This window comes from Butyrivibrio sp. XBB1001 (assembly GCF_000424505.1).
Classification (GTDB): domain Bacteria; phylum Bacillota; class Clostridia; order Lachnospirales; family Lachnospiraceae; genus Butyrivibrio.
Genome location: NZ_AUKA01000011.1, coordinates 51,752 through 65,575, shown reverse-complemented (window position 1 = coordinate 65,575; position 13,824 = coordinate 51,752). Strand labels below are relative to the sequence as shown.

Annotated in this window: 10 protein-coding genes; 7 read left to right on the top strand and 3 right to left on the bottom strand. The window is 42.6% G+C overall.

Features of this window, described 5'->3' with window-relative positions:
- Positions 1-2 precede the first annotated feature (2 nt).
- The 3 genes from G631_RS0110780 (at position 3) to mgtE (ending at position 2,445) form a co-directional block, all read left to right on the top strand.
- Positions 3-761 carry a hypothetical protein gene (locus tag G631_RS0110780; protein WP_026489456.1) on the top strand — a complete coding sequence of 253 codons (759 nt, stop codon included), beginning with the start codon at positions 3-5 and terminating at the stop codon, positions 759-761.
- 216 nt (positions 762-977) lie between these two features.
- Positions 978-1,112, top strand: coding sequence for a hypothetical protein (locus tag G631_RS21465; RefSeq protein WP_255345410.1), 135 nt, complete (start codon positions 978-980; stop codon positions 1,110-1,112).
- The gene (gene mgtE / locus G631_RS0110775; protein WP_026489455.1) at positions 1,081-2,445 is read left to right on the top strand and encodes a magnesium transporter; all 1,365 of its coding nucleotides are present in this window, start codon (positions 1,081-1,083) and stop codon (positions 2,443-2,445) included. The genes G631_RS21465 and mgtE overlap by 32 nt, the downstream gene beginning before the upstream one ends.
- Positions 2,446-2,563: 118 nt before the next feature.
- Here mgtE and G631_RS0110770 read toward each other — a convergent pair whose 3' ends face one another.
- Genes G631_RS0110770 through G631_RS18885 form a run of 3 tightly spaced genes read right to left on the bottom strand, consistent with a single transcriptional unit; the run spans position 2,564 to position 7,505 of the window.
- On the bottom strand, positions 2,564-4,204 hold the full coding sequence (locus G631_RS0110770) for an RsiV family protein (RefSeq protein WP_026489454.1): 1,641 nt from the start codon (positions 4,202-4,204) through the stop codon (positions 2,564-2,566).
- Between the two features lie 43 nt (positions 4,205-4,247).
- Positions 4,248-5,975 (bottom strand): alpha-glucosidase, encoded by a 1,728-nt coding sequence (locus G631_RS0110765; RefSeq protein WP_051197143.1) that lies wholly within the window; start codon positions 5,973-5,975, stop codon positions 4,248-4,250.
- A gap of 57 nt (positions 5,976-6,032) precedes the next feature.
- Positions 6,033-7,505: a glycosyltransferase gene (locus G631_RS18885; RefSeq protein WP_051197141.1), complete on the bottom strand. Its 1,473-nt coding sequence runs from the start codon at positions 7,503-7,505 to the stop codon at positions 6,033-6,035.
- Positions 7,506-7,712: 207 nt separating this feature from the next.
- Between G631_RS18885 and G631_RS0110755 the strand changes: the two genes are divergently transcribed.
- The 4 genes from G631_RS0110755 (at position 7,713) to aspS (ending at position 13,815) form a co-directional block, all read left to right on the top strand.
- Positions 7,713-10,262: a glycoside hydrolase family 3 protein gene (locus tag G631_RS0110755; RefSeq protein WP_026489452.1), complete on the top strand. Its 2,550-nt coding sequence runs from the start codon at positions 7,713-7,715 to the stop codon at positions 10,260-10,262.
- Positions 10,263-10,393: 131 nt separating this feature from the next.
- Complete coding sequence (locus G631_RS21400) at positions 10,394-11,071, top strand: hypothetical protein (RefSeq protein WP_026489451.1); 678 nt, start codon at positions 10,394-10,396, stop codon at positions 11,069-11,071.
- Positions 11,072-11,199: 128 nt separating this feature from the next.
- A complete protein-coding gene (locus G631_RS0110745; protein WP_026489450.1) occupies positions 11,200-11,805 on the top strand; it encodes a hypothetical protein in 606 nt (201 codons plus the stop codon).
- Between the two features lie 165 nt (positions 11,806-11,970).
- Positions 11,971-13,815: an aspartate--tRNA ligase gene (gene aspS / locus G631_RS0110740; RefSeq protein WP_035789702.1), complete on the top strand. Its 1,845-nt coding sequence runs from the start codon at positions 11,971-11,973 to the stop codon at positions 13,813-13,815.
- Positions 13,816-13,824: the final 9 nt, after the last annotated feature.

Here is a 13,824-nt window from a genome sequence, read left to right as displayed (position 1 = left end):
ATATGTACGTAAATAGAAAAGAACATTTCCTGTCAAATTCACTTTTCTGGGCAGCAGGAATACATGTTTTATCCAATATTGCATTGTTTTTAGTAAGAAGGTTTGTTCCGAAGGCAAACGCAAGTCAGCCTGATCTTGCAAATCCTGCAATTCTGGTAGGGCAGATTGCAGTGGCAGCAGCGCAGGTCATTCTCATGGCCATTGTGTTTATATCGGCCTATGACAGGCTTAAAAAGGCCCTATCGGTGGTGGATGAAGCTGATCGTCTTAAAATGGCCGTCCTTCAGAAAGAAGCTATGGGCAACAAAGTGCCGGCTCTTACTGGAAATTCCATATTAAGACTCCTTGAGCTGTGGGGAGTTATTCTTGTAGCTGTCAGAATGGTTTACGATATATGTTCTTTGGTTTACAGAAGATTCATAGCAGATCTTATTGATTTTAGCAGCGATTCTATTTCAAATGAGGATTTTATTGCTATTTACAATAACACTCATGGATTTAAGTATATTGGTATCCTCATAGCTCTTTTGCTGGGAAGTCTGATGACCGGAATATTTCTTAATGACAAGCTTATAAAGGTTCTGACCATGATACTTATGGCATTTTTCCTATTATCTTTTGTCCTTCTTGAAATGCAGACCATAACAGTTGGAGGATATAGGATCGGAATCGTATGGACTTCCGTTATTTTTCACTTGATAGAGACTCTTGGACTTATAGTTTTAGGGTTATATTTGAGAAAAAAATACATTGGACTGTAAAGGTCATTGGGTAATATGTAGAAAATTGGTGCTGATATAAAATTATGTACCAACTAATTGGATTCTGTGCTAAAGTAATATTGCGCAGAAAAAAGTTTCCGGCAATTCTTTTGCCATATATAAATTTCTGATGCGTTTTCGTATTCATTCGAGAAAGCCCACTATTCCGGGCATTCCATGGTGAATAAATCTCCGAAGGAAAGGAAGGTGGTTTTTATGAAGTCAAGTTCACATTTATATGCTAGTAGTAGTGATCCTGCTCCTGGTCGAAGTACCAAGTTAAAAACCACCAAACTTAATATAATAGGAGATTATTACAATGGAATTACAAGAAGAGAAGACAATCGCTGAAATCTTGCAAGAACTTCTTGAGTCCAGGCAATACACTAAGCTTCGCCAGACTATCGCAGAGATGAACACTACTGATATCGCTGCCGCAATGGGAGAGATGGAGGACGAGGATTCCCTTAAAATGTTCAGAATCCTGCCCAAGGACATGGCTGCTGATGTATTTGCCGATCTGGAACTGGATAACCAGCAATATATTATCCGTTCACTGTCGGACCGAGAAGCTTCCAACGTTATTGAAAATCTGATGGCCGATGATGCTACTGACCTGTTGGAGGAGATGCCTGCCAACGTTGTTAAGCGTATTCTGGCCAATGCCAGCCCAGAGACAAGGGCTGATATTAACCACCTTCTTCAGTACCCTGAGGATTCCGCCGGCAGTATCATGACTGTGGAGTACGTGGACCTTAGAGAGAACATGACTGTAGCAGATGCTATAGAGCGTATTCGTAAAAAGGGCCTTGATTCAGAGACTATCAACATTTGTTACGTTGTTACAAACCAAAAGGTTCTGGTCGGAACCGTTGCTCTTAGATATCTACTCATAATGAAGCCGGATGAAGTCATTGGCGATATCATGAACACCAATGTCATCAGTATAGGAACCCTTACTGACCAGGAAGAAGCTGCCAGAATGTTCCAGAAATACGGTTTCACAGCCATGCCTGTTGTAGATCAGGAAACACGTATGGTTGGTATCATCACTATCGATGACGTAGTTGACATTTTGGAAGAAGAGGCTACCGAGGATATCGAGAAGATGGCTGCTATCATGCCATCCGACAAGCCATATCCCAAGGTTGGAATATTTGAAACCTACAAAAACAGAATACCCTGGCTCTTATTCCTCATGATCAGTGCTACCTTTACAGGGGCCATTATTACAGGCTTTGAGGATGCCCTGTCTGCCTATGTTGTACTGACAGCATACATTCCAATGCTGATGGATACAGGTGGTAACGCCGGAGGACAGGCTAGTGTATCTATTATCCGTGCCTTGTCACTTAAAGAGATCGAGTTTTCAGATCTTTTAAGGATAATATGGAAAGAGGCACGTGTAGCAGTGCTCTGCGGACTTACACTATCTGTTGCAAACTTTATAAAGCTGCTTTTGTTTGATAAGCTTGCAATCACAGTGGCAGCAGTAATCTGCCTGACACTGCTGATAGTAGTTCTGATCGCCAAGATGGTTGGATGCTGTCTTCCTATGCTGGCATCCAAGGTGGGCTTTGACCCGGCAGTAATGGCTAGTCCATTTATCACAACTATTGTTGATGCACTTTCACTTCTCGTGTACTTCAACATAGCAACAAACTTGCTTCACCTTGCTACGTGATGAATATCCCGCGATATGCAAATTGCTAGATACGCATTCATCTTAGTGTGAAAGCTAGTCCAATACGAATATAAAAAGCGCTCCAAGACATTTGTCCTGGAGCGCTTTTTTCTTTTAGTCAGTGCGAAATAGTAAATTCGTAAGCCGTATTGTAGGTTGCAACGTAAAGAGTGTCGCCCTTTATCTGGAACTGGTCTGCAGCAGAGTTTATCTGGATTGAGTCATATTTTTCTCCGGTAAATCTATCAAGAAGATAGATATGATCAGGTTCTGAAGTAAATCCATAGCCGCAGATGATTGTGTCATCAACTATTTTAAAGTTGCTGCCATTTGCTACAAGGGGTTCACTTCTAAATACAAGCTCATTTGTTGCAAGGTTTATAGCTACAATATAGCTGGAATCTGACTCTTCAGAGGCATAGCCAAGGTGACCGATTTCTGCATATAGAATATTGTCAACGATTGTGGCATAACGGATGAACTGGTGAACTGCAGAGGTTTTCTCCTCCTCGTAGTCAGGGCCATCACAGAGCTCAGACAGATCAAAGCTGTAATACATGGTATTCATCTCAGTATCATAGATATCAATCCCCTGGTAGGAGTTTGCATATTCTACTTCATTTGTTCCGACATAAAAATAGTTGTCATCCTCGTGGGTCAGCATCTCTGTTTGCAGATCATTGGCCTCAGCCCATGCGTAGGTGTCGAGATAGTCTGATTTTTCTTCCTTGGTCTTGGTCAGCGTCAAGTGGCTGCTGGCCGGAACTGTAGCTTCCGATGCTTTATAATATTTCCAGGTCGGATTTGAAATAGATACGCTTTCTGGATCTGGTTCTTTTTCGGTTGGTGCAACTTCTATAGTGTCAGCATCTGTGCGGCTTACTATGGAAGTAAGATCCTGAGGCTTATCCAACAGGTAATCTGCTTTTACAAGATTAGGATAGTCTTTTGCGGATAGGGTTATATCAAGATCCCCTGCTGCATATGAAGCAATCTCGTAGGGTGAAAAGAAAATGTTTAGTCCCTTTTCATCTATTGTCCAGGTATAGGTATCGTCCTTAAGTTTCTGAACAAACTGATCAGGATCCTGACCTTCTTCTTGGAAGTAGAAACTGTCTACCTCTTCCATGATTCCTGGATAAGCCTTTTCAAGCTCTGTTCTGATGCCATCATAAAGTATTGATGAATCATCTAAAACCTGATCAAGTCTTAATATTTCACCAGTTACAGGATCATAATTTGTAGAATATGAATAATGATTTGGGTGAGCACCACCAGTAAAACTACTACTAATTTCAAATACAGTAAAAAGCTTATCGTCAAATCTTACTATGTCAGCTGATTTAGAGTCGTAATAGCCTTCAGTGTTGTAGTCATCTTCCATGGCCCATGAGGCATATTCGGAAATGTTATTAGTTGACCCGAAACTATTGGTTTCATTGTAATTATTTATGTTTTCAGAAAGCTTAGGATATTTTTCTTTACACTCATCAGAAAGGACAATCTCAGGGTAGCTGCCAGTGCAGAGAACCTTCCCGTCCTGGGATGAAGAAATTGGGTGGTTAACCACAGTTACCTGGTAGCCTGTGGTTATTGCGCCGTCTGATACAGTACCTGAATTAGTGGCATCTTCAATTGCCGGGGTTGAAACTCCGGTTGCACCATCGTTATTTATTACATTTCCAGTGCTGGTGCATGCACTTAGGCACATGATCATTGCTATAGAAGCAGCGATAGTTTTAACAGATTTTCTTTTCATAATAATTCTCCTCATATTTGTACATCGAAAGAAGGTAATATCTTTATCTTCGACGTATATATCTATACACCCTGGTTTCATAAGGACGAAGATATCCCTTTTTAAGCTCCTGTTCATTAAGGCCCAGATGGATATTACCGACTATTCCTGCGTGAGGATCTGTCTTCATATCTGGATAGTTGCATAGAACCAGCTCTCCGTGGCATCCGGAAAACTTTGGGGGCTTATGGGCCTTGACCGGGAACCTAGAGAAAGAGCATATAACCAAATAGCTTTCATCGTCAAGGCTTCGCTCATACATATAGATATTCTTGTCCTTTGGAAAATGTTCTGTGTAGTCGCCGTAGATCAGGGTCTCAGAACTCTTTCTGAGGGCAAGACATTTTCTGTAGAAGTTTAAAATGCTCAGCTTATCAGGCTCCTCTTTTGCCACGTTCACACGCTTGTAATTGGGATTTACGTAGAACCAGGGCTTAACCTTGGAAAAACCTGCGTTGTCAGTAGCGTTCCACTGCATTGGAGTTCTGGCTGAATCCCTGCTAGATAAGTGGATGCGGTGGAGACGCCTTTCTGGGTCTTCTTTTAGGTGGTAGGTGTGGTAATTGGTAATGGATGAAACGTCTACATACTGGTCAATTGACATGAGCTTTATGTTAGTCATGCCAATTTCCTGTCCCTGGTAGATAAAAGGCGTTCCCTGCTGAAAGATGTAGCTGGCAGCCAGCATGGTTCCGCTTTCTCTCCAGAAGTACTCGCTTCCGTACCTGCTGATGATCCTGGGATGGTCGTGATTCTCAAGATATAGCGCATTCCAGGCCTTGCCACCAAGGGCGTTTTGCCATTTGGTGAAAGCCTTTTTTAGCTTCACAAGGGAAAAAGGCCTGTGAAGATATTCTGTATACAGACAGTCTGCCATCATATGATCAAAGGAAAACATCATATCCAGGGACTTGGTCTTGCCTGTAAGGTACTTCATGGCAGAAGAAACCGTTGTCATGGGGCCCTCGCCTAACTGGAAGCAGTCGTACTCATTGCAAACCTTCCTGAATTCTGACAGATACTCATGAATATGAGGACCGTCCTTGTAATGGGACATTCCGGTTGCTGCTGGTAAAAAAGATAATCCATCAGGAAGACCTTCTTTTTTGGAAATGAAGTTGATCACGTCTTCTCTAAAACCGTCCACGCCCATATCCAGCCAGAATCGCATGATATCCTTTACTTCCTGGCGAACCTTGGGGTTATCCATGTTAAGGTCAGGCTGTTTCTTGGCAAAGATGTGAAGGTAGTACTGACCTCTTACTGGATCATACTCCCAGGCTTCACCTTCAAAAAGACTCTTCCAGTTGTTGGGCTTATCTCTCCAAATATAGTAGTCGCTATAGGGATTATCCTTGCCCTTCCTTGATTCTAAGAACCAGGGATGCTCATCTGAAGTGTGGTTTATGACAAGATCCATTACTACCTTAAGTCCGAGACTATGAGCCTTGCGTAACACTCTTTTAAACTGGTCAAGATCTCCGAAATCAGGATGGATGTCCTTGTAATCTGAAATGTCATATCCAAAATCCGCATTGGGGGATGGGTAAATTGGAGAAAACCATATGCCATCTACTCCAAGGGACTTTACATATTCAAGCTTGTCATAGACTCCGTACAGATCTCCAATTCCGTCTCCATTTCCATCACAGAAGCTTCTGACCCAGATCTGGTAGAAGCTCATGGGTTTGTACCAATCATGATTATTTTGACTGATGTTTTCTTTCTTCATAGTAGCCTTCTTTACTGATTAGGATAGATACAGAAAATGTGTTATTAGTGCGATGTTTCAGGTATCATCATATTTATCATCTGAGAAGTCGCCTGTTATGTTGTCTTTAAGTCTGTCGATACCATCGTTTATATCACTCTTGATACTTTCGACATTATCTCGGAAGTCTTGCTTAAAATCTTCCATGTTGCCTTTCATCTCTTGGAGGTTATCGCTGACTCTTCCCTTGAATTCCTCGTAGTTCTCCCGCATGCCTTCGTGAATCTCTTTTGGGATATCAACGAAAACCTTCTGTGTTCCATTGAGAATATCAGCAGCTGAGCTCATAAGATATTCAAAGCTCTGATGTTTTCTGATTCCAAGTTCTCCACTTTTGGCCATTTCATGGATTTCCTTGTATCTGTCATAGGCTATTCGAACAGCCTGATCCCAGGAAATGTAGATTTCATCCATGGCTTTTTGCCCAACCTGGTGCATTCTATCAAGGTTTCCTGATAGCTGCTCAAGGAGAGCTGCCATTGACTGGGCATTTTCTTCTATGAGATAACCGTTCCTGTCATGGGTTATGCCTTCTGCAGCGCAGGATCCTTTTATCAGAACACTGGCAAGTCCGCAGGCTGCAGCTTCTCTAACTACAATACCGTTGGTGTCATAGGTGGATGGGAACAGGAAGAGGTCTGCTCTGGTGTTCCATGCACGCAGTTTTTCCCTGTCGCGAACCGGGCCTGTAAAGATGACTTTGTCAGATATCCCGTACTCTTTTGCAAGTGCCTGCATCTCCTCAGCATCAGCACCTCCGCCCACGAAGACCATTCTGTAATCGATACCTTTTGTAGATAATTCCTTCATGGCATCGATGATTATAGGAAGACCTTTATACTTCATGAGACGGCCGACGAATAGGAATAGTGGAATTCCTTCTGGAATGTCATATGAATTCTGAAGCTCTTTTACCGCATCTAAGCTTGCGCGGCCTTTAGGAAAATCAACGCCGTTTGGCATTACCCTATACTCGCCCTGAAAGCCCAGTGAACGCAAGTTTTCTCCGGCTCCCTCTGATACTACCCAGACATCATCGCAGGCTTCGATGTTTTTAACCATTGTTTTGATTGTTTCCTTTTTTAGTAAGCCATCGCCTACAGCCCTTGCGATATCTACATCAAATTTGGTGTGGTAGGTGAAGATAAGAGGAGCACCGGTCTCTCTTCTAAGAATCCTTCCCATGATTGTAGAGGCAGCAGGACAGTGAGTGTGTATGATATCAGGCTTCATATCAGCCATCTGGTCAATTTCCCTTATGGATAGTGGATAACCTGTCCTATAGCCCTTTACAAAATCCGTTGTATCAAAGCTTGGATAGGCAACAACCTTGTAAGGATATCCATCATAACTTGTATCAGGATATCTTGGCGTCCCTACAATTACATTTGACTCAAGTTCTGTAGTCAGGATATTTCCGTAATTCATAACCACGTTGGCAACGCCGTCTATGACAGGCGGAAAGGAATCGTTAAGAAGGCATATGTTCATAGCGCAAATTCTCCCTGGTAATTCATATATACTTTATAGGTCATTTTATCTACTTTAAAACTTGCAATAATAAAATCTACATATAAGTTTACCACAGTTAAATTTGTGTTAAATAGCGCCCGCGAGAATTGTTTCCAATGCAGCTATATGCTATGATTTCAAGTGCAAACGCATGAAAAATGTATTAGAGGTTTAGCGAGGTATATTATGGAAAAATGGGCAAGAATCAAATACACACCAAATCTTCCTTTGGGCGCAAATGGTGAGAGAGTTACAGCCAGCAAGGAGCACATCGCTCTTTCCTGTGATGCAGCCTGTGAAGGAATGGTTCTTCTTAAGAACGAGAGAAATGTTCTTCCTATAAGGAAAGGTACAAGGGTAGCACTTTTTGGAAAGGGAACCTTTGACTATGTAAAGGGAGGCGGCGGAAGCGGAGATGTTACAGTGCCTTATGTGAGAAACCTTTACGAGGGCCTGTCACAGTTTTCTGAAGACATTTCAATATTTGACAAATCAGCCAGATTTTACAAGGAATATGTAGAAGAGCAGTACAGACAGGGCATTGCCCCTGGCATGTTAAAAGAGCCGGCTCTTGCAGAGGATATTGTAAGCGACGCTGCAGCCTTCACAGATACTGCAATCATCACTATCAGCAGATTCTCTGGTGAGGGCTGGGATAGAAAAGTTGCAGGAGTAGACAGAGAAATCAAGTGTGAGGACGTAGGACTTGTTGCTCAGGCCAACAAGATCTTCGACCATGGCGATTTCTATCTGACAAATGCAGAAAAGAAGATGGTCAAGCAGGTAAAAGAAAACTTCTCCAATGTCATAGTTGTTATGAACGTAGGCGGAATTGTTGATACTACCTGGTTTAAAAATGATGATGCTATTTCATCAGTTCTTATGGCATGGCAGGGCGGAATAGAAGGCGGCCTTGCAGCAGCAAGAATTCTCATTGGCAAGGTCAATCCATCAGGCAAGCTTGCAGATACATTTGCGGCAAAGCTTGAGGATTACCCATCAACAGACGGATTCCATGAGGATGATGAGTACGTTGATTACACAGAAGATATCTATGTTGGTTACAGATACTTTGAGACAATTCCAGGGGCTGCTAAAAAGGTAAACTATCCATTTGGATTTGGCCTTTCCTACACGACATTCTTGCTTGAGGATTGCAAGGCAGAAGCTTTCACAGTTGAGAGCGTTGTAGAAGATTCAATTGCCGTATCCACAAAAGCGAAGGAAAACAGCGGAAAAACTGCAAAGAGTGTGAAATCAGCTGATGAAACAAAGACAGACAATAACCTTGCAGATGCTATCGTAGTAAGAGCAATTGTTACCAATGTTGGAAAACGTCCAGGAAAAGAAGTAGTGCAGCTCTACTACAGTGCGCCTCAGGGCAAGCTTGGAAAACCCGCTAAGGTTCTTGGCGGATATTACAAGACACGCCTTCTTGCACCAGGTGAGAGCGAGCGCGTGACAATAGCTCTTTATATGGATGATATGGCTTCCTATGATGACCTTGGCAAGGTTAAAAAAGCTGCCTGGGTTCTTGAAAAGGGCCAGTACAAGTTCTATCTTGGAACATCCGTAAGAGACGTAAGAGAACTTGATTATAAATATGAACTTAAGAAAAACGTAGTTGTAGAGCAGGTTTCAAATAAGCTCGTTCCAACATCTCTTAAAAAGAGAATGCTCTCTGATGGTACATTTGAGGAGCTTCCACAGCTTAAGCCTGTTGATACATATGCTTCAATATTTAAAAGAGAAAAAGACTGGAAGGAGACTATCAACTGGAAAGTACTAAAGACACCTAAGGTTCGTCCCCAGGATATGTTCCAGCTCTTCCTTCCACCAAGTGACAAGGATCCCAAGAAATTCATTGAAGTTGCAGAATGCAAGATAACCCTTGAAGATTTCATGAAGCAGCTTTCTGATGAGCAGCTTGCATCTCTCCTTGGCGGACAGCCCAATATGGGTATGGCCAACACCTTTGGATATGGTAACCTTCCAGAGGTTGGTGTTCCATCAGCCATGACCTGCGATGGCCCTGCCGGAGTCAGGATCGCACCTGAAGTTGGCGTTCAGACAACAGCATTCCCATGCTCAACTCTTCTTGCATGCACCTGGAATGAAGACGTTTGTTATGCGGTTGGTGTAGCTGGTGGTGCTGAGGCAAAAGAGTGTAACTTTGGCGCATGGCTAACACCTGCAGTAAATATTCACAGAAGTCCTCTGTGCGGAAGAAACTTTGAGTACTATTCAGAAGATCCATTCCTTGCTGGTAAGCAGGCAGCAGCTATGGTTCGTGGTATTCAGAGCAACAATATCGCTGCTACTCCTAAACACTTTGCCCTTAATAACAAGGAATCCAACAGAAAGGGCAGCGATTCAAGAGCATCAGAAAGAGCCATTAGAGAAATCTACTTAAAGGCCTTTGAAATAATTGTAAAAGAGGCAGAACCTTGGAGCATCATGTCTTCCTACAATATAATAAACGGACAGAGAGCTTCTGAGTCCTATGACCTTCTTACAGGAATCCTCAGAGATGAGTGGGGCTTTGAAGGCGTAGTTGTAAGTGACTGGTGGGGCTATGGTGAACACTACAAAGAAGTCCTTGCAGGCAATGACATCAAAATGGGCTGTGGCTATACTGATCAGCTCCTTGCAGCCATTGATAAAAAGGCACTTTCAAGAAAAGATTTAGAGAAATCCGCTGCTCGTGTTCTCACAATGCTTCTTAAGCTAGACTAATACTTAAACGATATTGTTAATACTTTGTAAATTCTCTGTAAATAGCGCCAAAAACATTGTTTTTGGCGCTATAATTATAGTAGTACAGTAGCTTTTCGTTTTTGTACTAGGGGTGTTAAGGAGGTTTCCTTATGAAGAGAAGATCGATTGTTGGAATATTATTAATTGCATTGCTCATGGGACTTGTAGGTTGCACTTCTGCTGGCAGCAATAGCACAGATAGAACAGTTGGAACTGGCGGAAGCCCTGCGGATTCTGGAGATCTCAAGCCAGTCATTTACCTGTATCCATTAGAGGACAATACAGAAATATCTGTAAGGCTTGATTATGATGGAAATCTTGTGGACCTTATTCCGGAGTTTAATGCCGAGAACACCTGGAATGTAACCGCTAATAGAGACGGCAAGATAACTTTTGAGGGACAGACCTATGACTATCTTTTCTGGGAAGGCGATCCAAACTATTCCTATGACTTTTATTCAGGCTTCTGTGTAAAAGGTGAGGATACAGAGAAATTCCTTAATGAGAAGCTTGCAATCCTTGGATTGAATGATTCTGAGAGAGCAGAATTCATCGAGTTCTGGCTTCCTATGATGGAAAAGAATCCTTATAATATGGTGAGCTTCCAGGGTAATACCTATAGTCGAGGAGCTAAGCTTACAGTTTCACCTGAACCTGATACTCTGATTCGTGTATTTATGGCCTGGTATCCAACAGATAGATACATCAAGATCAACCCTCAGTACCTCGAGACACCGCTTCGTGGCGGCTTTACAGTAGTTGAATGGGGCGGCAATAAAGTGAAATAAACAAGTTTTGAGCATTCACCCTCGATGCTGAAATACATTGCATCGAGGGTTTTATATTGCAGAGCCGCTGATATGATATAAGACAGATTTAACACGCCGTAAATGAGTATTGTTTTGTGAGGGCATAAATGAAGAAAAGAAAAATGTATATAGTTTTAGTTTTAGTAGTGGTCCTTGGCATACTGCTATTGTCACAAATCGCTAAGAACCGCGGCGGAATCAATGTTAAGTGCAACGTAGAGTATCCTGTACCTGAAAAAATGGTTGGCTACAGGCAGGATGATGATAGATGGAAGGATATTCATCTTGGAGAATCCAAGTATACCATGGAATCTTCAGGATGCATTACAACATGCATAGCTTCGGCGATTTCTGAAACAGACAATCCTTTAACTCCAGAAGAAACTGTAACTTTGCTGTCAGAAAATGGCGTATTTGATGACGATGGAAATATGCAGTGGAGCAAGCTTGACAGTCTCCCTGGATTTAATGCTCAGGTTTTCAGCGACCTTAATTCTAGCTATATTGATGAGTGCCTTGCTCAGGGGAGATATCCAATTGTGAAGGTTCACAGGAAATCACTTTTTAGCTATCACCACTTTGTTCTGATCATTGGTGCAGAGAATGGGCAGTATATCTGCATGGACCCATTAAAAGATTCGTACACCACGCTCAAAGACTATGGAAACAGAATTTACTCCGTGAGATGCGTGTGGTACGAGGGTGAAAACTGAATAACATAATTTCAACTTGCAACAAGTATAATGTTGTTTTAAAATGTTGTGCGTGATATTGGATTTTTTCCTGTATCACGCACTTATTTTTTGTATGATGTAAATAATGCAGGATGCAGATTTTTCCTGATTTCCTGCTAGATTTAAAAGAAATGGAGAAATATCATGATGCAATCACGTACACATAACTGTGGTGAGCTGCGCATGGCCAATGTTGGCGAGAGCGTTACTCTTGTTGGATGGCTTGAGAACATGCGTGAAGTTGGTTCAGGACTTGGATTCGTTGTCCTTCGTGACTTCTATGGCACAACACAGATTGTCCTTGAGACAGAGGAAATGGTCAAGACTGCCAAGGCCATCAATAAAGAGTCAACAATTTCCGTTAAGGGTGTAGTAAGAGAGCGTAGCAGTAAGAACCCCAAGCAGGAGACTGGTGATATCGAGGTTGTTCCTGAGTCTATCACAGTACTGGGCCGCTGCCGTTACAACGAGCTTCCTTTCGAGATCAACCACTCAAGAGAAGCTGATGAGACAGCTCGTCTTAAATATCGTTACCTTGATCTTCGTAATCCAGAGGTTAAGAAGAACATTATCCTTAGAAGCAATGTTATCTCAGCACTTCGTCAGGCTATGACAGAGCATGGATTCATGGAGATCACAACTCCTATCCTTACAGCTTCATCACCAGAGGGAGCAAGAGACTACCTTGTACCAGCAAGAAAGCATCCTGGTAAGTTCTATGCACTTCCACAGGCTCCACAGCAGTTCAAGCAGCTTCTTATGACAGCTGGATTTGATCGCTATTTCCAGATTGCACCATGCTTCCGTGATGAGGATGCAAGAGGAGACAGAAGCCCTGGAGAGTTCTATCAGCTTGATATGGAGATGGCTTTTGCTACTCAGGAAGATGTATTTTCAGTATGCGAGGATGTTCTTCCTCCAGTATTTGAGAAGTTTGGAACATATAACCGTGCATCCAAGGCTCCATTTACTCGTATTCCATATCTTGAGGCTATGGAGAAATATGGTTCAGACAAGCCAGACCTTAGAATTGATCTTACAGTAGACGATGTTACTGAGGTTCTCAAGGATTGCGGCTTTGGACCATTTGCATCAACAGTTTCTGCTGAGGCAGCAGAGGCAAGTGAGGGCGCTCTTACAGCAGGCGCAGAAACAGGCGTTAGAATTAAGGCTGTTGTTATTTCTGATTTCAAAGAGAGCCGTAAGTTCATCGACAAGACTATCGGTGATGTAGAGGTTCAGTCAGGTAACAAGGCTTACTGGTTTAGAATGGATGAGAACGGAGAACTTGTTGGAGGTATCTCCAAGTTTGTTGCTCCTATCAAGGATTCTGTAGTTTCAGCTCTTTCACTTAAGGCTGGAGACCTTGTAGTTCTCTCAGCAGGTAAGCTTAACATGGCTCAGAAGACTGCTGGTGTTATCGTTAAGACCTTTGGTGCTGCTGTTCCTGGACACATGGACAAAGAGAAATATGAATTCTGCTGGATTGTAGACTTCCCTATGTATGAAATCGGTGAGGAGTCAGGCGAGCTCGAATTCTGCCACAACCCATTCTCAATGCCATCAGGCGGACTTGAGACACTTCTTAAGGCAGAGAGAGGCGAGATCGATCCTCTTTCAATTACAGCAGATCAGTACGACCTTGTTGTAAACGGAATCGAGCTTTCATCAGGTGCTGTTCGTAACCATGATCCTGAGATCATGATCAAGGCTTTCGAGATGGTAAGACTTGGCGAGGAAGATGTTAAGGCTAAGTTCCCAGCTATGTACAACGCATTCTGCTACGGTGCACCACCACACGCAGGAATTGCTCCTGGCGTAGACCGTATGGTAATGCTTCTTGCAGGTGAGGACTCAATCCGTGAGATCATTCCTTTCCCTATGAACAAGAATGCAGCAGATGTCATGATGGGTGCTCCAAGCTATGTAACAGACAAGCAGCTTGAAGAGCTTCACATAAAGTCAACTGCAACAGAAGATGCAGAATAAGTAAAAGAA